The organism is Anoxybacillus ayderensis (assembly GCF_013761015.1).
Lineage (GTDB): Bacteria > Bacillota > Bacilli > Bacillales > Anoxybacillaceae > Anoxybacillus > Anoxybacillus ayderensis.
In genome coordinates this window covers 37,205-57,340 of sequence record NZ_JACDUV010000002.1, presented here as the reverse complement: position 1 = coordinate 57,340, position 20,136 = coordinate 37,205, and the positions used below count along the sequence as shown (strand labels likewise).

25 protein-coding genes and 1 riboswitch are annotated in these 20,136 nt (G+C 42.8%); of the genes, 5 read left to right on the top strand and 20 right to left on the bottom strand.

The features are described from left to right. Position 1: 1 nt before the first annotated feature. The 4 genes from HNR63_RS02630 to HNR63_RS02615 form a co-directional block, all read right to left on the bottom strand. Positions 2–862, bottom strand: a complete 861-nt coding sequence (locus HNR63_RS02630; protein ID WP_181519701.1) for a Cof-type HAD-IIB family hydrolase — start codon at positions 860–862, stop codon at positions 2–4. Between the two features lie 71 nt (positions 863–933). Continuing rightward, a complete protein-coding gene (locus tag HNR63_RS02625) occupies positions 934–1,278 on the bottom strand; it encodes a YlbF/YmcA family competence regulator (protein WP_181519700.1) in 345 nt (114 codons plus the stop codon). Between the two features lie 63 nt (positions 1,279–1,341). After that, the gene (locus HNR63_RS02620) at positions 1,342–2,451 is read right to left on the bottom strand and encodes a DUF445 domain-containing protein (protein ID WP_181519699.1); all 1,110 of its coding nucleotides are present in this window, start codon (positions 2,449–2,451) and stop codon (positions 1,342–1,344) included. Between the two features lie 40 nt (positions 2,452–2,491). Further along, positions 2,492–2,785 carry a hypothetical protein gene (locus HNR63_RS02615; RefSeq protein WP_181519698.1) on the bottom strand — a complete coding sequence of 98 codons (294 nt, stop codon included), beginning with the start codon at positions 2,783–2,785 and terminating at the stop codon, positions 2,492–2,494. Between the two features lie 97 nt (positions 2,786–2,882). Here HNR63_RS02615 and HNR63_RS02610 point away from each other — a divergent pair, with 97 nt between their 5' ends. From HNR63_RS02610 to HNR63_RS02600, 3 genes are all read left to right on the top strand, one after another. After that, entirely contained in the window at positions 2,883–3,032 is a 150-nt protein-coding gene (locus HNR63_RS02610) for a hypothetical protein (protein WP_009362015.1), read from the top strand. A 68-nt stretch (positions 3,033–3,100) separates the two neighbouring features. Next, a complete protein-coding gene (locus tag HNR63_RS02605) occupies positions 3,101–3,982 on the top strand; it encodes a PucR family transcriptional regulator (protein ID WP_181519697.1) in 882 nt (293 codons plus the stop codon). A gap of 111 nt (positions 3,983–4,093) precedes the next feature. Then, on the top strand, positions 4,094–5,206 hold the full coding sequence (locus HNR63_RS02600) for an ABC transporter ATP-binding protein (protein WP_181519696.1): 1,113 nt from the start codon (positions 4,094–4,096) through the stop codon (positions 5,204–5,206). A gap of 29 nt (positions 5,207–5,235) precedes the next feature. On the opposite strand, the gene HNR63_RS02595 is transcribed toward HNR63_RS02600, so the two are convergent. Beyond that, positions 5,236–5,478 carry a hypothetical protein gene (locus HNR63_RS02595; protein WP_181519695.1) on the bottom strand — a complete coding sequence of 81 codons (243 nt, stop codon included), beginning with the start codon at positions 5,476–5,478 and terminating at the stop codon, positions 5,236–5,238. A 225-nt stretch (positions 5,479–5,703) separates the two neighbouring features. Here HNR63_RS02595 and HNR63_RS02590 point away from each other — a divergent pair, with 225 nt between their 5' ends. Then, positions 5,704–5,904 (top strand): alpha/beta-type small acid-soluble spore protein, encoded by a 201-nt coding sequence (locus HNR63_RS02590; RefSeq protein WP_003395655.1) that lies wholly within the window; start codon positions 5,704–5,706, stop codon positions 5,902–5,904. 36 nt (positions 5,905–5,940) lie between these two features. Here the strand turns inward: HNR63_RS02590 and HNR63_RS02585 are convergent, their stop codons facing one another. From HNR63_RS02585 to tenA, 14 genes are all read right to left on the bottom strand, one after another. Then, positions 5,941–6,675, bottom strand: coding sequence for an amino acid ABC transporter ATP-binding protein (locus tag HNR63_RS02585; RefSeq protein ID WP_181519694.1), 735 nt, complete (start codon positions 6,673–6,675; stop codon positions 5,941–5,943). Between the two features lie 19 nt (positions 6,676–6,694). Then, entirely contained in the window at positions 6,695–7,396 is a 702-nt protein-coding gene (locus HNR63_RS02580; RefSeq protein WP_181519693.1) for an amino acid ABC transporter permease, read from the bottom strand. Beyond that, positions 7,383–8,165: an amino acid ABC transporter substrate-binding protein gene (locus HNR63_RS02575; protein WP_181519900.1), complete on the bottom strand. Its 783-nt coding sequence runs from the start codon at positions 8,163–8,165 to the stop codon at positions 7,383–7,385. Before HNR63_RS02575 ends, HNR63_RS02580 begins: the two co-directional genes overlap by 14 nt. A 97-nt stretch (positions 8,166–8,262) precedes the next feature. After that, on the bottom strand, positions 8,263–9,528 hold the full coding sequence (locus HNR63_RS02570) for a hemolysin family protein (protein WP_042534587.1): 1,266 nt from the start codon (positions 9,526–9,528) through the stop codon (positions 8,263–8,265). A gap of 277 nt (positions 9,529–9,805) precedes the next feature. Continuing rightward, positions 9,806–10,594 (bottom strand): bifunctional hydroxymethylpyrimidine kinase/phosphomethylpyrimidine kinase, encoded by a 789-nt coding sequence (thiD, locus tag HNR63_RS02565; RefSeq protein WP_181519692.1) that lies wholly within the window; start codon positions 10,592–10,594, stop codon positions 9,806–9,808. A 4-nt stretch (positions 10,595–10,598) separates the two neighbouring features. After that, positions 10,599–11,615, bottom strand: a complete 1,017-nt coding sequence (locus HNR63_RS02560) for a MoeB/ThiF family adenylyltransferase (RefSeq protein ID WP_181519691.1) — start codon at positions 11,613–11,615, stop codon at positions 10,599–10,601. Next, positions 11,615–12,382 carry a thiazole synthase gene (locus HNR63_RS02555; RefSeq protein WP_181519690.1) on the bottom strand — a complete coding sequence of 256 codons (768 nt, stop codon included), beginning with the start codon at positions 12,380–12,382 and terminating at the stop codon, positions 11,615–11,617. The genes HNR63_RS02560 and HNR63_RS02555 overlap by 1 nt, the downstream gene beginning before the upstream one ends. A 1-nt stretch (position 12,383) precedes the next feature. Then, positions 12,384–12,587, bottom strand: a complete 204-nt coding sequence (gene thiS / locus HNR63_RS02550; protein WP_009362026.1) for a sulfur carrier protein ThiS — start codon at positions 12,585–12,587, stop codon at positions 12,384–12,386. After that, a complete protein-coding gene (gene thiO / locus HNR63_RS02545; protein WP_181519689.1) occupies positions 12,571–13,692 on the bottom strand; it encodes a glycine oxidase ThiO in 1,122 nt (373 codons plus the stop codon). The genes thiS and thiO overlap by 17 nt, the downstream gene beginning before the upstream one ends. Further along, the gene (gene tenI, locus HNR63_RS02540) at positions 13,680–14,294 is read right to left on the bottom strand and encodes a thiazole tautomerase TenI (protein ID WP_181519688.1); all 615 of its coding nucleotides are present in this window, start codon (positions 14,292–14,294) and stop codon (positions 13,680–13,682) included. Before tenI ends, thiO begins: the two co-directional genes overlap by 13 nt. Before the next feature lies 1 nt (position 14,295). After that, complete coding sequence (locus HNR63_RS02535) at positions 14,296–15,090, bottom strand: energy-coupling factor transporter transmembrane component T family protein (RefSeq protein ID WP_181519899.1); 795 nt, start codon at positions 15,088–15,090, stop codon at positions 14,296–14,298. Further along, complete coding sequence (locus tag HNR63_RS02530) at positions 15,090–16,538, bottom strand: ATP-binding cassette domain-containing protein (RefSeq protein WP_181519687.1); 1,449 nt, start codon at positions 16,536–16,538, stop codon at positions 15,090–15,092. Before HNR63_RS02530 ends, HNR63_RS02535 begins: the two co-directional genes overlap by 1 nt. A 3-nt stretch (positions 16,539–16,541) precedes the next feature. After that, positions 16,542–17,132, bottom strand: coding sequence for an ECF transporter S component (locus HNR63_RS02525; RefSeq protein ID WP_032100903.1), 591 nt, complete (start codon positions 17,130–17,132; stop codon positions 16,542–16,544). Next, the gene (gene tenA, locus HNR63_RS02520) at positions 17,107–17,802 is read right to left on the bottom strand and encodes a thiaminase II (RefSeq protein WP_181519686.1); all 696 of its coding nucleotides are present in this window, start codon (positions 17,800–17,802) and stop codon (positions 17,107–17,109) included. The genes HNR63_RS02525 and tenA overlap by 26 nt, the downstream gene beginning before the upstream one ends. A gap of 89 nt (positions 17,803–17,891) precedes the next feature. After that, a riboswitch (TPP riboswitch) is annotated at positions 17,892–17,999 on the bottom strand. A gap of 133 nt (positions 18,000–18,132) precedes the next feature. Between tenA and HNR63_RS02515 the strand changes: the two genes are divergently transcribed. Beyond that, entirely contained in the window at positions 18,133–19,317 is a 1,185-nt protein-coding gene (locus tag HNR63_RS02515) for a class I SAM-dependent rRNA methyltransferase (RefSeq protein ID WP_021095494.1), read from the top strand. Positions 19,318–19,607: 290 nt separating this feature from the next. Here the strand turns inward: HNR63_RS02515 and HNR63_RS02510 are convergent, their stop codons facing one another. Beyond that, complete coding sequence (locus tag HNR63_RS02510) at positions 19,608–20,120, bottom strand: PepSY domain-containing protein (protein WP_181519685.1); 513 nt, start codon at positions 20,118–20,120, stop codon at positions 19,608–19,610. Positions 20,121–20,136: the final 16 nt, after the last annotated feature.

Genomic DNA, 20,136 nt, shown 5'->3' with positions numbered 1-20,136 from the left:
ATTATTTTTTCTCTGTCGTGCGAATTTGCCGTAAAAATTGTGGGCGATGTTGTTTTCGAAAATGTTCTTTAATCATATAAGCCACACCTAGTTGCTCGTTTGAGCGCGTCACCCAATCAGCAACCGCTTTTACTTCATTTGGCGCATTCCCCATCGCAACGCCAAGACCAGCCGCTTCAATGGCTGGCATATCATCCATATGATCGCCGATCACAACCATTTCTTTTAACGAAATACCAAGTTCGTTTCCGAGACGAATGAGCCCGTTTAGTTTGGAAACGTTTTTTGGCAACAATTCGATTTTCCCGTCGCTAATGGTGAGGGAGATCTCTGGAAACGCGCGTTCCATCGTTTCGACGATGTCATCACATTCGTCTTCGTTTGAATAAAAGACGTCAATTTTCATGACATCAATCGGATCATCGCGCAGCACATCACTTAATGAATCAACAAATTGCGCTGGGTAAAAAAACGGATCTCCTAAAATCGTTTTCGCAATCATATTGTTTTTTACTTTTTTTCGATTCCCGATCGAATACCGTTCATGAAGTAAACGAACGTTGCAGTTGAAATGTTCAAGCACATGCACAATATCAAACGTTTTTTGCGCCGGAATGACCGACTCATATAACTTTTCTTCTAACGACTTCGCGACGAGCGCCCCTTGAAATGTCACTAAATACGAATCTAATTTCAACGCTTTCGCCACTTTTTTGGCTGACAAAAAGTTTCTTGACGTCAGCAACGTAACATATACGTCTTTTTTCTTCACAAAATCGATCGCTTCTTTCGTTCTTTTCTCTAATTTTCCGTTTGATTTTAATAACGTACCGTCAATGTTGAGCGCAAGCAATTTATACATGATCGTCCCCCCTTGATGTCATGGCTTCATTCATACGTATGACAAGGGTATAAAAAAAAGAACACCCATTTTCATGAGTGTCCGTCATATAGCTGTTCAATTGGTTGAATCATCGCGGCCATCGCTTGAGCAAACAATTCGTTTAAACGTTCCTCTGCCTGAATAAGCCGCGCGATATTTTCGTTCATTTCAATGACGTGCAAATGTTGTTGCAACAATTCGACATCTGCATCGCTAACCGGAAATCCGCTCATTTGTTTTTGTTGAAGCTGTTTTTGCAACGTGCGAAATTTCGCAAATAATTGATGTGCTGTCGGGTCGAGTTGCACTTGCTCATAAGCGCGACGAAGTTCGGCAAACGGTTCACTCATACGAATCGCTGTCGAAAGTTCGTGAATAGTTTGAAGGACGTCCATGCGACACGCTCCTCTCCTTTTTCCCTCTCTTTTTACGATATGAGCGAAGCGGTCGCTGTATGTCTACAGTTGAATGAAAAACGTAATGCAACCTTGAATGAGTCCGATGACTCCACCTAACAAAGCCCCTAAATACGTAATCATTTTAAACTCGCGGCGCGAAATTGTTAAAATCATTTCCTCTAGCCGTTCCACAGAAAACGATGCCACTTCTTCTCGAACGATGTCTTGCAAATGAAGCCGCTTCATCCATTGTTCAATGCGCTCAGAAACGAATTGTAAAAGAAAACGAACGAATGTCGGCAATGAAGCGCGCACATGAGAAGCGACAAGCGGACCGAGCGGCTGTTGAAGCGGCTCTTGCACAACGGCTACTGTCAGTCGCTTGATCCATAACACAATTTTTTCATGGCCGATCATTTGCTCCACGTCTTGCACATGTATCGCTTTCACTTTTTCCCATTCGTTTGTAAATAGTTGCACGAGCAATTGTTTTGCCCCGTCACTTTGTAAAAATTTCACGATTTCCGGACGAATTTTGTCCGCTAAGCTGACGTTGCCAAGGAACATTTGAATCATATTCCCAAACATGCCGCGGCTTTGTAAAAATTCATTAATCATTTGTTCAATTTGCCGCTCTCCTTGCTCGCTCTCTACATACGTGCGCAAACGAAACAATAAACGATCGGCGATGGAAGGAATGGCATGATCAATTTTTTGTAATAACTCACTTGGAATTATGCGATAAAGCGGTTGTTCACTATATTGTGACATCATCGTATTATATTTTGTTTCAATCCACATTTCAGCGATTTGCTCAGGATGCTTAACACCGAATCGCTCAAGCCAATCGGCAACCGTCCGATCCGATTGTAGCCAACGTTCGATTTCTTCTTGCACATAGTTTGTCATATCCCGAACAAACGCTTCATCGTTTAGCTTCCGACGCAGTCCGTCCGCTGTTAATAAATGTTCAACGACCATGCGCCCAAGTTGTTCCGCTAATTCTTCTCTCCGCTTCGGAATCAATCCCGGTGTAAATGGGATTCTTCTTCCTGCGATATACATTGGGCGATACGGACGAAACAGCATTTTAATCGCAAGTGAATTCGTCATTCCTCCGATCAATGCGCCAACCGCGATCATAAACAATAAATAAAGAAAAAGCCCCATAATGATCTCCCTTCTGTCCATAAGCTGTTCTAACCATTCATTATAGGGCTTGTCCGTTATGAGTGCAAACGTGTGATAATTGTTTGTGCAACTGTTTCAAACTTTTACATAACAAGATGCGAAACAGTTCTCGTTCTGTCGCATGTTCAGACGCAAGCCACGCTTCTTTATATATATTCATTTTCTCGAACCGCTCACGCCATCCATCTTTTTTTTCTTCCTGTTTTCTCTCCCATTCTTTTCCCATATGCAACACATATAAATAACGAACGAGTGCTTCTTCCTCTTTATCTAAATCGTAATTCGTTAATGCGTGTAAAAACTGAACAATCATCCTTTTCACCTCTCGTCATGAATATATGTGGACAACCAATGAACAATGCATACTTTTGTTTCATTTATACAAAATAACGAATAAGGGGGCATGGATCATGAAAGAACGCGATAATTATGAATGGGATATTGACCGAATGATTAACGAAGGCATGGCAGGAGGATACGTATATTCGTGCTATCAAGCAACAAATATTGAAGAGGCGCGCGATGTCCAAACGGAACAACCGCCACATGAAGTGAAATAAAGCGGCGAGCATTTTCTCGCCGCTTTTTGTATAATGATCGTGATGGGAGACGAAAGGAATGGGCATACATGTTAGAAAAATTACGAGCATATTATCGAGAAGCGCTTATTGAACACGGGCATGTGAGCAAGCAAGAGGAATATGAATGGTTTGCCACAGACCACGGTGAGCTGTTTGGCATAAAAAAAGAAGCGCTTACCGTGAAAGAACGGGAACTTTTAGCAACCCTATTTACATCTCATCAACCTATGCCTGCTTGGATGAGCGAACAACAACGAGCATGGCATCGTTTTTTAATTCAAAACGATAAACAAGCATTTGAACAATTACCTTGCTCGGCACATACACGTTTCATTTATTTTTACATACAAAAAGGAACCGTTGATGCACATGATTTTATGGAAGCGATTCAATCGCTCTTCCCTTACGACGTGACGATGATTTCAGAAACAGAACAGCACTTTATCGTCATTGAACAACAAGAAGAGAGCGTCGCTTCTACTTTGCCTGAACTAATTGATACGTTATGTAGTGATTTTTACATTCAATTGCGAGCATATATTGGACAAAAGTGCCCGCATGTTGTTGAACTTGTGCACATATTCGCTGCAGAAAAACGGTATTTTCAAATCGGCATAAAGCATAAGCCTGAGCAACGCGTCTACTGCATCGAAGACGTCTTCCCTCTTTTGCTGATCAACAATGAGGACATCACGTATGCGACGACGTTTTTACAAGCGATCAAGCAAGATGCTGATATGATGAAAACAATGAAGACGTTTTTTGAATGCAATTTAAACGTCTCTCTTGCGGCAAAAAAGCTTCATATGCACCGCAACAGCTTACAATACCGCATTGATAAACTCATCGAAAAAACAGGCATTGATATAAAGCAGTTTAAAGGGGCACTGACTGTTTATTTAGCGATTTTACTTTATGAACGCCACTAGGCACATTGCCCGAAAACGTTTTCTTTTTTTGTGCACGATGTCCATTTACCGTTCGTTCGTTTTTATATATGCTTAAATCAAATGAAATCGATTACATGAGGAGGCATACACATGGCTGAGCTTCGTTTAGAACACGTGTATAAAATTTATGACAACAACGTAACAGCTGTAAAAGACTTCAACTTACACATTCAAGATAAAGAATTTATCGTTTTCGTCGGCCCATCGGGTTGCGGAAAATCAACAACGCTTCGCATGATCGCAGGTCTTGAAGAAATTTCAAAAGGTGATTTTTACATTGATGGGAAACGAATGAATGATGTTGCGCCAAAAGATCGTGATATCGCGATGGTATTCCAAAACTATGCCCTTTATCCACATATGAGCGTATATGATAACATGGCATTCGGATTGAAATTGCGTAAGTTTCCAAAAGAGGAAATCGACCGTCGCGTTCGGGAAGCTGCGCGCATTCTCGGTCTTGAGCAATATTTAGATCGCAAGCCGAAAGCATTATCAGGCGGTCAGCGTCAGCGCGTAGCGTTAGGACGCGCAATCGTGCGCGATGCGAAAGTATTTTTAATGGACGAGCCGCTTTCAAACTTAGATGCTAAATTGCGTGTACAAATGCGTGCTGAAATCGCAAAACTTCATCAACGTTTAGGAACAACGACCATTTACGTCACGCACGACCAAACGGAAGCAATGACGATGGCGACGCGCCTTGTCGTTATGAAAGATGGCGTCATCCAACAAGTTGGTACACCGAAAGAAGTATATGAAAAACCGGAAAATATTTTCGTCGGCGGATTTATCGGCTCACCAGCGATGAACTTCTTGCGCGGTGTGCTTCAAGACGGTGTATTTGTCATCGGCGATGTCAAAATCGCGGTGCCAGAAGGAAAAATGAAAGTACTTCGTGACCAAGGTTACGTCGGTAAAGAAGTCATCTTAGGTATTCGTCCAGAAGACTTCCATGATGAGCCAGTATTTCTTGAAGCATCACAAAACACAAAAGTGCGCGCGCATGTCGAAGTGGCAGAATTGCTCGGTGCAGAAATTATGGTATATTCTCAAATTAACGGCCAAGAATTTGTTGCACGTGTCGATGCACGCACAGACGTCAAAGCAGGTCAAACGATCGATCTTGCGTTAGATATGAATAAAGCACATTTCTTCGACGTCAACACAGAATTACGTATTCGTTCAAATAGTGAGAAATAATAACAGAGCCCGTTCGTTTGAGCGGGCTTTTACTCTTGAATAAAGCGAACAACATCGTCATCGCAATTATTACAATGAAACAAATGAACGCAGACGTGTTGTTTTCTTGTATGTGCATAGCCATCAACCATTTTCATCATATCTGCATCCATATACGGACTATAATCATCAAAATAATCCGTTAATTTTCCTTCGTCTTTTAACTTTTCTCCACATTGATCACAATAAAAAACGATTGCTCGCAAACCGTTGCATAACGGACAAATGTGCATATTCATCCCTCGCTTCGTGATTTTCCATTATCTTTCCCACTACACAAAAAATTACCACGCAAAAAAAAGAATAATAAAATGTTTTTTCCCCAAAATAGTAGTACAAACAAGCAAACAACATTCGATGGGTTAAGCCAAGCTTGGCAGCGTGAAAATCATCACGCGTTGCTGGTGCAAATCCAGCTAACCCAACCATAAAAACTTGTAACGAGGAGATGATTGAACATGGCAAACACAAATCAATTATTAGTATACGGTGCACAACAAGCCATCGACCAAATGAAATATGAAATCGCTCAAGAATTTGGTGTAAACCTTGGACCAGATGCAACTTCACGCGCAAACGGTTCAGTTGGTGGCGAAATTACAAAACGTCTTGTTGCAATGGCGCAACAACAATTAGGCGGATCTTACACAACTAAATAACATGGCTGAAAACCCCCAAGCGTTTGCTTGGGGGTTTTACTGAATACGTTGTAAAAACTGACGCGTTCGTTCATGTGTTGGATTTGTAAAAATTTGCTCCGGATCACCGCGTTCAATGATCATTCCTTCATCAAAAAAGATAACTTCATCACCAACTTCGCGCGCAAAGCGCATTTCATGGGTCACAACGACCATCGTCATTCCTTCATTCGCTAAATCTTTCATCACTTTCAACACTTCACCAACAAGTTCCGGATCTAATGCCGACGTCGGTTCATCAAATAACAATACTTTCGGCTCCATCGCAAGCGCCCGTGCGATACCGACACGTTGTTGTTGCCCTCCCGATAATTGAAATGGGTACATATGCATATGATCTTTTAATCCAACTTTCATAAGCAATTGCTCTGCTTTTTCTTTTGCTTCATGTTTGCTTAGTCGTTTAACGGTCATCGGCCCTTCCATAACATTTTCAAGCGCTGTCATATGTGGAAATAAGTTGTATGCTTGAAACACCATTCCTGTCAATCGGCGAAAGTGTATGATTTCTTTTTTTGATAACTTGTTTATAAATTGAAGTTGCTCGCCATCGATCGTGACTGTTCCACGATCAGGCATTTCCAATACGTTTAAACAACGCAATAACGTCGTTTTTCCTGATCCCGATGGGCCGATAATGACAACAACTTCTCCCTTTTTCACCGTTAAATGAACATCTTTTAACACTTCATGATTTCCAAACGTTTTGCGCAATCCTTCAACAACTAACATCGTAGCTCTCCTTATTTGTTTATCGAACAACATAACGACTGAAGCGTTTTTCAATGATCCCTTGGACAATTGAAAGGACAAAGCAAATGATCCAATAAATCAGTGCCGCTTCGGTATAAAGCAATAAAAACTCATAATTTGTCGCCGCAATTTCTTGTGCCTTTCGAAACATTTCAGCAACAAGAATGAGCGAAGCAAGAGATGTATCTTTCACTAAGCTAATAAACGTATTCGATAACGGAGGAATACATACGCGTGCAGCTTGTGGCAAAATAATGCGACTCAACGTCTGCACATCGTCCATTCCGAGAGAATACGCCGCCTCCCATTGACCTTTTGGGATCGATAAAATGGCGGCACGAATAATTTCAGATGCGTATGCTCCGACATTGAGTGAAAAACCAATGATTGCAGCTGGAAACGGATCGATTGTTATCCCAACACTTGGAAAACCATAAAAAATAATGAACAATTGCACAAGTAATGGTGTTCCGCGAATGGCCGACACATACGCACGCGCCGCCCATTGCAACGTTTTTATGGTGGATAGCCGAGCTAAAGCGGTGAAAAGCGCAATAGCCAAGCCAATAATAAATGTCATCACCGCTAACGGAATCGTATATAACAAAGCTCCCTTCACCAGAGGGAGAAGGGAACTTTCTGCTATATTCATCAATCTTTCTAATCGTTCTGGATCAATCCACATATTATTTAGATACATCTTCACCAAACCACTTTTCTGAAATTTTTGCATACGTGCCGTCTTCCATCATTTCTTTTAACGCTTTGTTTACAGCTTCAACAAGCGTGTCGCTCCCCTTTCGGAACATAAGTCCGCTTTGGGAAGCATCATCGTGTGTAGCGACAATTTGAATGGGAGCGTCTGGTTTTTGTTTAAGAAAATCAAGGACAGATAATTTATCGTTAATTGTTGCATCGACTCGTTTCGAGTTTAACAGTTCAATCGCTTGATTAAATCCTTCTACTCCTACCACTTCAGCCCCGTATGAACGAGCTAAATCGGCATAGTTACTCGTCATCGATTGCGCTGCTTTTTTCCCTTTTAGGTCGTCAAATGATTTCAACTGTTGATTTTCTTTATGAACGACGAGAACAGCTGCGGACGTAATATACGGATCAGAAAAGTCGTATTTTTCTTGACGATCTGGACGAATACCGACTTGGTTTGCAATCATATCAAAACGTTTCGCATCTAAGCCAGCAAACATCGCATCCCACTGTGTTTCTACAAATACGGGTTTCACACCGAGACGTTTTGCTACTTCTTTAGCAATTTCAACGTCGAATCCTGTTAACTCCCCTGTTTCGTCATGAAACGTAAACGGTGGATATGTTCCTTCCGTTCCAATTTTTAATTCCCCTTTTTCTTTTATTTGAGCAAATAAGTCGTTTTCTTTTTCATTTTGACCGCAACCCGTCAGCAATACCCCAATTATGAACAACGCGATCATCAACAACCACTTTTTCATCATATAACCCCCATTAATCTTATCGGTTTTTACGCTTATTCATCGTAATGGAAGTTGACAAAGATGTCAACAAAAAAAGGAGCGAATCGCTCCTTTTTTACACATTTTCCATAATCGGTTCACGAATGCGAACGAGCACTTTGCGAATACGACGGTTTTCCACTTGGCGAACGGTGACGGTTAATGATTCATATTCAAACGATTCTCCAACGGTGGGGATGCGTTCAAACATTTCAAACACCCACCCTCCGAGCGTATGAGAAGAACTTTCTAATTCATCAATTCCTAAAATGTCACAAAACTCATCAAGCGGTAATTCGGCATTAAATTCATATTCGTAATCGTTAATTTTTTGGAACGTTTTCACCGCTTCGTCATGTTCATCCCATATTTCGCCGACAATTTGTTCTAAAATATCTTCTAACGTAATCAATCCCGATGTGCCACCAAACTCATCGATGACAATCGCCATATGTACTTTGCTTTTTTGCAATTCAGGCAACAATGTGGAGATGCGCATCGATTCAACAACAAATAGCGGCGTACGCAACAATGCGCGAACGTTGACTTCTTTCCCTTGGACGAGTTGACTAAAAAAGTCGCTTTCCGATAAAATGCCGATGACGTTATCAATATCTCCTTCATATACCGGCACGCGTGAATATCGTTCATGCAAAAAAATATCGCGAATTTCTTCAACTGGTTGGTTCACTTCCACTGCGACCATATCGATACGTGGTGTAAAAATTTCACCAACTAAAATATCGTTAAAATCGAGCGAACGATGGACGAGTTCTTTCTCTTTATTATCAATTACCCCTTCTTCCTCACTTAAATTGACCATGACTTTAATTTCTTCTTCTGTGACAGAAGGAGTATCTGGTTGATGGCCAACGAATTTCGATACAAGTTTTTTCAACATGACAAGCAATGCTGTAACGGGAGTAAATAGTTGAATAAGCATATATAGCACATCGGAAATAAGAAGTGAAAACGACTCCGCATGTTCTTTCGCCAATGACTTCGGCAATACTTCACCAAAAATTAAAATTAAAATTGTCATACCGACCGTGCTAATAACAAGACCTGTGTTGCCGCCAAACAAATCTGTCGCCACTTTGGCGGAGATGGACGCTGCGGCAATGTTCACGATATTATTCCCGACTAAGATGGTAGAGAGGGCTTTGTCGAAGTTTTCTGCAATATACAGTGCCTTTTTGCTTCCACGTCGCTTTTCATCCACATAGTTTTTCAAGCGAATTTTATTGACGCTTGAAAACGCTGTTTCTGAAGCTGAAAAAAAGGCGGATAATAAAATTAAAGCAATGAGTAAAAAAATTAAACTCAGAGGCAAATCTCCCAATGAATATTCACACTCCTAATAAAAAGTATTGGTTATCATAAATATATACGTTAATGATACCAAATTTAACTGAAAAAGAAAACGACCGTACATATGTACAGCCGTTCTTATGACTCGATTAGCGTTGTACCGATAAAAAACGTTAAAAGCAACACGTACGTAATATTTAGCGTAATTGAAAGTTCTTCCACTCGTTCGTCCCCTCCATCAATATATTCCCCATTTTCATTTTAACAATGGTGAGAACGAATGTGTTTGTCAATGATGTGAACATTTTTTATTCATGAAATGACCAATGGTTTGTCGGTCCATGCCCACCGCCAATGTGTAGCGTTTGTTCAATCGCCGCTTGAATAAATCGTTTCGCCACATCTACTGCCTCATATATCGTTTTTCCTTTTGCAAGTTGTGCTGTAATGGCGGCAGCAAACGTACAACCTGTCCCGTGCGTATGTTTCGTATGAACGCGTTTGCTTTTCCATTCGTAAAATTGTTCCCCATCGTATAAAAGATCGACAAGTTCATCTCCTTCCCCGTGTCCACCTTTCATGACGACATATCGCACACCCATGTCATGAAGTTTTTTCGCTGCTTCTTTTCGTTGTTCCAACGTGTCAATTTGCATATTTGTCAACACTTCCGCTTCTGGAATGTTCGGTGTTAACACATAAGCAAGCGGCAACATATGCCGTTGCAACGCTTCGACCGCCTCTTGTTTCAATAGCGGCGAGCCACCTTTCGCGATCATCACCGGATCGACGACTACTCGCATCCACCGATGTTGCTTCATTTTATAAGCAACACATTCGATGATTTCTTCGCTAAATAACATTCCCGTTTTTATAGCATCTGGCGGCAAATCGGTAGCAATCGAATCAATTTGCTTTTCAATCGCTTCAACAGGAAGCGGGTATACCCCTTGTACACCGAGCGTGTTTTGCGCAGTAACTGCAGTAATTGCTGACATGCCAAACACACGTAATTGATGAAACGTTTTTAAATCCGCTTGAATACCCGCTCCCCCGCCACTATCTGAACCAGCAATCGTCAACGCTTTATATACCATGCTTTCACCCCAAATATTGATAATATAGCCGCTTTGCTTCTTGAACATCATTTGTGCCATGAATCAATACACGCCCATCGGAAAAAACAACAAAGCGATGTGAATCGACCGTAAACGAAAATAAATAGTCGTTTTGTTCCACTTGAATTCCACGTTTTGTTAAAAATGAAAGAAGCGTTGTCCACTCTCGCTCTCCTCGATGGGCAGGACGAATTTGTACGGTTTCACGCCCACACAACACCGCAAATTTCGTTTCATTTTCGTATTGAAGGGCTGGATACGTTCGTTTTTCACTACACGACGGACAATCGTCTTTTTTTAACTTATGCACATCGATCATGCGATATTGTCCGTGCCATATATCAAATGAAACGAGTTTTCGATTCACTTGAGCGTGCACGCATATTTTTAACGCTTCAGCCGTTTGATGCGCAACGACCATATGGACGACCGGACTAATGATTCCAACGGTATCGCACGTCGCGTTGCCAAACGGAACTTCTTCAAGTAAACAACGCAAACATGGCGTTTCATTCGGAACGATGACATAACTTAAACCGTAACTTCCTACGCACGCCCCATAAATCCACGGCACATCATACTTTTGCGAAACATCGTTGATGATCATACGCACGTCGAAATTATCCGTACTATCAATAATGACGTGCGGACGCTCACGGGCAACAACGTGTTCAAGCAAGCGAGCGTCCGCATCAGCTACAATCGGTTCAACGACCACATCGCCATTTATGGCTCGCAAATGCATAGCAGCAGCAATGGCTTTCGGCAATCGGTTTGTTGCATCTTCTTCCGTATATAGCTGTTGGCGTTGTAAATTGCTCCATTCGACATAATCGCGATCAATGATCGTTATTTTCCCAATCCCTGCACGTACAAGCGTTTCCGCATTTGCCGCTCCAAGCGCTCCTGCACCAATAACGAGCACATGTTTTTCACGAATATGTTGTTGTCCTCTTTCTCCAATTGGTGCAAACAATTGTTGGCGTGAATAGCGATCCATTAGACGATGCTCATCCCTTCACTTGGGCTACTCGCTATTGCATATTTCTTTTTCGGGATGCGTCCCGCTTCATATCCAAGTCTCCCTGCCTCAATCGCAAGCTTCATCGCTTTTGCCATTTTTACGGGATCTTTCGCTAAAGCAACCGCTGTATTTAACAATACGCCATCCGCACCTAATTCCATCGCCAATGTCGCATCGGCTGGACCGCCAATGCCTGCATCGATAATTACAGGAACAGTTGCTTGTTCAATAATGAATTGAATGTTTAACGGATTCATAATTCCTTGCCCTGAACCGATCGGTGAGGCGCCGGGCATAATCGCATGGCAACCGAGCTGTTGTAGTCGTTTCGCTAGTACGACGTCATCAGACGTGTACGGCAAAACGATAAATCCTTCTTCTAATAACATTTCTGTTGCTTTCAACGTCTCGATCGGATCAGGTAATAACGTTTGATCGCACCCGATCACTTCCACTTTCACCATATCACAAAGTCCAGAAGCTTTTGCTAAACGGGCGATGCGCACCGCTTCTTCCGCCGTTTTTGCCCCAGCTGTATTCGGTAGCAGTTTATATTTTGTTATATCTATTTTTTCTAAAAAATTCGGTTGATCGGGCGCAAAAATGTTCATTCGCCGAACGGCAAACGTTAAAATTTCTGCTCCTGACGCTTCAACCGCTTCTTTTTGAATATCGATGTTCGGAAATTTCCCTGTCCCAAGCAGTAAACGAGATTGAAATGTATACGGGCCGATTTGTAACATATTATCCTCCCCCTACAAAATGAACGATTTCAATGCGATCACCGTCCGCAATGGCTGTATGCTCATATTTCTCTTTCATAATAATGTTCGCATTGATTTCAACGATCGCGATCTTTTCATGAATGCGAAAATGTTGTAACAGTTGAGCGACAGTACGAATGTGAGCTGGCAAGTCAATCATCTCACCGTTAATGATGCAACGCATGCCCCTCCCCCTTTCTCGTTAGCGAAAACAGCGTCATATGAAATGGCACGTCTTTCTCTTCAAGCATATCGCTTACAACTCTTCCTGTGATGGCGCTTAACAAAATGCCGTTTCGATAATGCCCTGTCACAACGAATACGTTTTCATATTGTGGATGCGCTCCGATATAAGGCATGCCATCTTTTGTTTGTGGCCGAATGCCTGCCCACACCTTCTCAAATGTGGAATGGGCGATAGCCGGAACGATTTGCATCGCACGCGCTAGCAAATGATGCACGCTACTTGCTTGCACCGTTTTCGTAAACGAATGGGCAATCGCGCTAGCCCCGATGACAAGGCGGTTGTTCGCTTTCGGCACAATATAACAGCCGTTTTTCGCAAATACAGTTGTTTGTAAAAGCGGTGTCTCTGTCGTCACCGAAACACACTCTCCTTTGACCGGATACATATGTAGCGATAACCGCAACTTTTCTGCGAGCATCGGCGTCCATGCACCGCACGCGATGACGATACGTTCCGCATATAACATTCCGCTCGTCGTTTTCACTCCTACAACACGTTCACCATCGAAAATAAAATCGTACGCTTCGGTATATGGTAAAAAACGCGCCCCTTTCGCCATTGCTCCATGAGCAAAAGCGAGCGAGAGCTGTTTCGCGTCCACTTGTTGATCGATCGTGTACATCGCACCATATTCATTCCGGACGTTTCGTTCAATATCTACCACTTCTTCAGGAGTTAACCAGCGAACGTGCTGCGGTTGTATACGCCTCCAAAATTCATAATGTTCCGTTAATTCTCCGTACTCTTCCATTGTTGTCGCCAGCTTTAACATTCCCGCTTCATTCCATCCGACTTCAATATTTGTTAACTCTCGCAGTTCGGCAATAACGGCTGGAAATGCCGCTTGGCTCGCTAAAGCAAGCGGAATGAGCGGATGGTCTGCCGAAAACTCGGAGTGCGCACCGAGCATCCCCGCTGCTACCGACGATGCTTCTTGCGCTAACTCTCCCCGTTCAATGACGACGACTGATGCTCCCCTTTTCGCTAACTCAAAAGCGATGCTACTGCCGATAATGCCTCCCCCAACAATTAAAACGTCCATGTATTAGCCCCCATTTGTTTCCAATATCGTTGAACCATATATAGCGGATCATCCGCCTCAAACACCGTCGACATGACGGCAATTCCTTTTGCCCCCGTCATGAACACATCACGAACATGGAAAGGTTTAATGCCTCCAATAGCAACGACAGGAATGCGTACGTGGCTTGTCAACTGACGCAACGATGAAAGCCCACGTGGCTTTCGTCCTTCTTTACAATTCGTTTCGTATATATGTCCGAAAATGACGTAGTCCGCTCCTTCTTTTTCCGCCCGCTTCGCTTCTTCAAACGTATGCACGGAGCAACCGACGCGCAAAAAAGGAAACTTTTCTTTTATTCGTTTGGGAGATAGGCTATGATGGGCGAGCTGAACGCCGCCAACGCCATAAACGACAGCGACGTCCACCCGATCGTTGACGATTATTTTTTGCGCTGGGACACTTGCTTCAAGCAACTTTTCCACAATCATGCCTATCTCTTTTGCCGAACGATGTTTTTCACGAATATGAATAAAGTGGGCATATGAATGTACGAGCGATGAAATATGAACAAACGTTTCAATTGACTGTTTTCCTGTTGAGATGAGATGAAGCTCTTTCATCTTAACGCACATCCTTTATTGAAACATACGGAAACGCATCGGCAACGTAATACCCCATCGCAACAATCATGCATATGACAACAAATAAATACACGTCATATTTTCCGAGCGTCAGTTCATAATAAAACGTTCTCGCTCGTTCATTTGTAAATCCTTTCGCTTCCATCGCCACCGCAATGCGCTGGGCGCGGCGAATGCTTTGTGATAAAAGCGGAATCGCGTATCGTTTGATGAGTTCAAGCTTCCCGCGAAAACCTTTCGCTTTAGCCGCTCGGCGCACTTTTAACGCTTGATGCACCGTTTGAAACTCTTCTACCATCATTGGCAATAAACGAATGGCTGCTAAAAAACTATACGCATATTTTGGTTTCAATTTTGCTTGTTGCATAAGTGAATAAAACAAAAACACCGGCTTTGTCGTAAGCGCAAACATTAATCCAAAAATGGCAAACAAAAGCGTACGAAATCCGAGATGAACGCCGCGATAAAAACTTTCTTCCGTCACATGAATGAGCCCAAAGCGAAACCACGTTGTCTCTCCCTTGCCAAACAAAATCATCGACGACGACGTAGAAATGAAAATAAAGAAAAACGGAACGAAAAACAAAAGCATATGCTTCATTCGATAACCGCTAAACAACATAAATAATGCCGTAAAGCCGATCGTCCAGTTGATGAGCACATTTGGGTTATGGACAAAAACAATAACGATAAACATCGGCAAAAATAACAATAATTTTACGGTTGGGTTCGTTTCATGCAACCACGTCTCTTTATGTTCGATGCTCCATCTCATCATATCCCACCTCGCACAAGCGTCCGCGGCACGATCGTTTCATCGGCGACAAGTTTTCCTTTTTCAATGATCCATCGTCTCGTCGCAAATTGAGAAACAATGCGCTCATCGTGCGTCACCATGACAATCGCCTTTCCTTGTTGTCGATACGCTTCAAGCCATTCGAGCAACGCAAACGTATTTTTTGCATCTTGCCCGAACGTCGGCTCGTCAAGAAGCAATATGCGATGGCGCTCCGTTACTGAAGCGGCGACACTTAACCGTCGCTTTTGTCCCATCGACAATTGGTACGGATGCAAATGCCGTTGGGCGCTTAAATGAAACCGCCTAAGCAACCTCTCTACTTCCTCTTCTATTTCATATTCCGAGCGTTTTTCAAGACGTAAACAATAAGCTAGCTCATCATCTACACGATTTGTAACAAATTGAAACTCCGGGTTTTGAAATACAAAAGCGATGTTGTCGTATAATACCCCATCATTTTTTACTAGCTCTCCTCGCCAATACATATCGCCTTCTGTTCGAATTAACTTCATGAAGCTTTGCAGCAACGTGCTTTTTCCTGCACCATTTTCCCCTGTAATGGCAATCCATTCACCTGCACGAATGACGACATCATCGACTGTGATTTTTTCTTCTTTTTGTCGAAAACCGCGGAGCGACTGCACATGTAAAAGCACGTCTGACGGATGATACGGTTGTTGCGCTGTTTTTGGCTTTTCGTACGTCTCCCACACTTGTGGATACCAAATGCCTTGTTCGGCAATAAACGAACGATACGTCGAAAATATATGATCCGTTGGGCCATCGGCAATCATTTCACCACATTCGTTAAACAAAATGATGCGCTCAACAAAATCGAGAATGTGATCAATTTTATGCTCAACGATAACAACTGTTCGGTCGTCCGCTACTTCTTTTAACGTTTCCCATACTGCTTTTGTTCCTTCTTCATCGAGAAGCGCTGTCGGTTCATCTAAAAATAACACATCCGGGTCAAGCGCCAAGACAGAGGCAATCGCTAACCGCTGTTTCATTCCTCCCGATAACGTTTGAATCGGCACATGAACGTGCGGAAGACGAAGGCGTACGCGTTGAAGAACGCGCTCGATTTTTTCTTTCATCTCCGCACGTGGCACACCGAGATTTTCAAGGACAAACGCAATTTCTTCATCGACGTACGGCATGCAAAACTGCGCATCCGGATCTTGAAACACATAGCCGACTTGCTTTGGAATATGAAGCGCTTTTGCTTTCATCGGCACATCGATCGAGCGTGGAATAATGCCCGCCATCACTTGTAATAACGTCGATTTTCCACACCCTGATGGACCTAAAAGCAACACTTTTTCTCCTTTTTTAATCGAAAGCGATACATCGGTAAATAACCGTTTTTCCGCCCCCGGAAACTTTAACCGCAATTGTTCAATGTGTATCAACGATGTCACCTTCTATTTATCAAGCGAGTCGTAATCTTCTTTTGTCGTCGGGCGCAACAGTTGCGTCACACCTGTCGCTTCGAGCGCTTTGACAAGCGAATAAGCAAATACCCCCGCAATGATGATCGCTCCAACGAAACGCGCACCGATAAATAACGTTAAATTCCACCACGCTAATTGATCGATATATCCTTTATAAAAATCAAGCACTAACGAAGCGATGGTTGAACCGACGGCAGCAAGCGACACAACCGCCACGTCGAAACGTTTATAACGGAAAGCGGCGAAAACAAGCTCAGCGAGCAATCCTTGCACAAAACCGTAAAATAACACTTCTAGTCCCCACTCAGATCCAGCTAAAAACTCCCCTGAGGCGGCAGCGACTTCCGCAAGCAACGCCACTCCTGGCTTACGAATCAACAAATATGCCACTGTCGCAGCAATAAACCACATGCCATAAATAAGCTGATCGAGATGAAGCCCAAGCGGTTTAACCGCATAGTAAAGCGGTCCCCACACTTTATACACAATCCCAAACACAATCGCTACAACAACGGTCGTTAATACGTCTGTTAATTTAAGCCCTTTCGTTTGCATAAACATCCTCCTCTTCCATTGGCCAACGTTCTAATTTGTACGCCATTTCCCAAAATAAGTATTCATATTGACTGCTGATCCAAAAGTGTTGCTTCATTCGCTCCAACTCTTTTTCACTTACTGTTTTCGCTATGTCGTTTAAGCGCGCAATTTGTTGTTCGACAAGCTGTCTAAACCAATCGGAGCCGTACGCTTCAATCCATTTCGCATAAATTGGATGATTCGGCTTACAATGCTTCAACCTCTCGCCAATTTCGTAATATAACCAATAGCACGGTAAAATGGCCGCTAACACATCACCAAAGTGCCCCGCAAACGCTGCCCGATACATATGTGACGTGTATGCATACGCGGTTGGGGCGGGAACAAATGACGCCTTTTCTTCTTCTGTAATGCCGAGCTCTTTCATAAACGTTTCATGTAAATGAAGTTCAGCTTCATACGTATTTTGCGCATGATTCGCCATGCTTGCCGTCGTTTGTAAATCTTCAGCCATCGCCCCGCCAAGCGCTTGCACTTTCGCAAAGTGTGTCAAATAATATGAATCTTGTAATACATAATAACGAAAACAACGTAAATCTAGCGTTCCTTCTCCTAGCTCTTTCACAAACGGATGTTGAAAACTCGCTTCCCAAATCGGATCGACAGCTTTGCGCAACTGTTCTGAAAACAACATTTCCTCTCCCCCTCATGAAAAATAAAAAACCACTTTCTTTGCGCAAAGAAAGTGGTTTGTAAACGATGGAAATTAGCATATACATACACTTCGCACCGTCTCCACTTCCCTACGCTGGTATGATCCAGATCAGGTTCTAAGGGTCTCAAAGGCACACTTTGATCTCAGCCTATCTAAAGGCCCCCCTAGTGGAATGCATTTGCGTTATTCACTTTGTCACTAATATTAGCATATTTCATTGTTTTGTCAAATATTTTTATCCATCATTTGCGCATATCGTGTTCTTCCTGTATGCTAAAGTAGCGAATATATAGTTCAGGAGTGGAATGTATGGCGAATGTATTTTTAAAACGAAAAAGAAAAAAGCGGCTCGAGCTTGGACATCCGTGGGTGTTTCAAAGCGAAGTTGACTATATTGAGGGAGACGTTGAACCAGGTGATTTCGTCAACGTATATAACCATCAACGTCATTTTTTAGCGAAAGGGTACATTAACCCGAAATCACAAATGATCGTGCGCGTGTTAACGCAAAATCCAAATGATGAATTAAATGCGCAATTTTTTATGAATCGCATTCGGCAAGCGTGGGCGTATCGCGAGCGCATGATTCCGGGCGTTCGTTCATGTCGCGCCATTTATGGAGAAGCGGATTTTTTACCTGGGCTCATCGTCGATAAATACGAAGATGTGCTCGTTGTCCAAATTTTATCGCTCGGCATGGAAAAAAGAAAAGAATGGATTTTACAAGCGCTTCTTGACGTCTTTCAGCCGAAAGCCATTTATTTGCGCAACGACGTCCACGTGCGTGAATTAGAGGGGCTGAAACAAGAAAAAGGATTTTGGTACGGCACGTGCGATACGAACGTACAAATTGAAGAAAATGGCGTGAAATATATTGTCGACATTGAAAATGGGCAAAAAACAGGGTTTTTCTTCGATCAGCGCCAAAATCGTGCCGCGATCAAGCCGCTCATTACAAGCGAATCGACTGTGCTCGATTGTTTTACTCATACCGGCTCATTTATGTTAAACGCCTGCTTATACGGGGCAAAACATGTGACCGCTGTCGACATTTCTGAACATGCGATTGAAACGGCAAAAAGAAACGCTGAGCTAAACGGATTTACAAACGTCGATTTCGTCGTGGCGAATGCGTTTGATTATTTAAGAGAGTGTGTACAAAAGGGGAAAAAATGGGATGTAGTCATTATTGATCCTCCAGCGTTTGCTAAGTCCGCTCATGCGGTACCAAAAGCGCTTGCCGGCTATAAAGATATTAATTTAAACGGCTTAAAGCTCGTCAAAGACGGCGGCTTTTTCGTAACAGCCAGTTGCTCGTATCATGTGCATCCCGATATGTTCCAAGCGATGGTCGCAGAAGCGGCGTTTGATGCAAAGAAAATTTTACGTCAAATTCATTGGAGCGGCGCAGGATATGACCATCCGAAACTGCTTGCCGCAGACGAAGGGGACTATTTGAAGTTTGCAATTTACGAAGTACATTCACGCAAATAAAACAGGTTGGCGTCCGCCAACCTGTTTGAAAATGGACAAAATTGTTGCGCACACACGACAACAAGACGGTGTATACTATAATTGAAAACGCTTACTTTTGTGGAGGTGATCGATATGTCATTAAAAACGATTTGTCCCAAGTGCTTCGGGAAAAAGAAAATAAAAATTTGTTTGTCGCTGTATAAAACATGCTCGTCTTGCAACGGAACAGGGAAAATTCAACAAACACCAACGAAACGAATTAGTTAAAAAGCACTTCACACCAACCATGGATGCGAAGTGCTTTTCGTTTATGCCACGGATTTTCGCTGTTTCGCTTTTGCCTGCGCTCGCAAAATTTTCACAGATAAATAAATCCCTGTTCCCGTTAAAGTGATTATCGCAATCGCAGCCGCATCGATCATGAGACGATTCCAAATCCCAAGTTTCCCAACATGAATCGCACGGACAAACGAGGCGAATTTGTTCACTTCTTTTTTCACAACTGTGCCGTCTGGCGCAATCGTTACTAGCGTCCCTTCTTTATCGTTTAACCGCACCATATACATACCGTGATTCATCACGACACCAACTTCGTCCATTGAAAACGCACCAGACTCACTCGCTTTTCTCACCGCATCAATCATATTTAACTTCGCATGTCCATGTCCATCCCCGTGCGCATGTTCATGGCTACCGTGAGAATGACCACCCATTCCCATTAACCATCGCTCTGTTAACAATAAGCCTGTGACCGCTTCCAAAAGCAAAAATACAGAACAAATAAGTCCGATCCATAAATGCAAATTGCGCGTTTTTTTCACAAAAACCCCTCCGTTT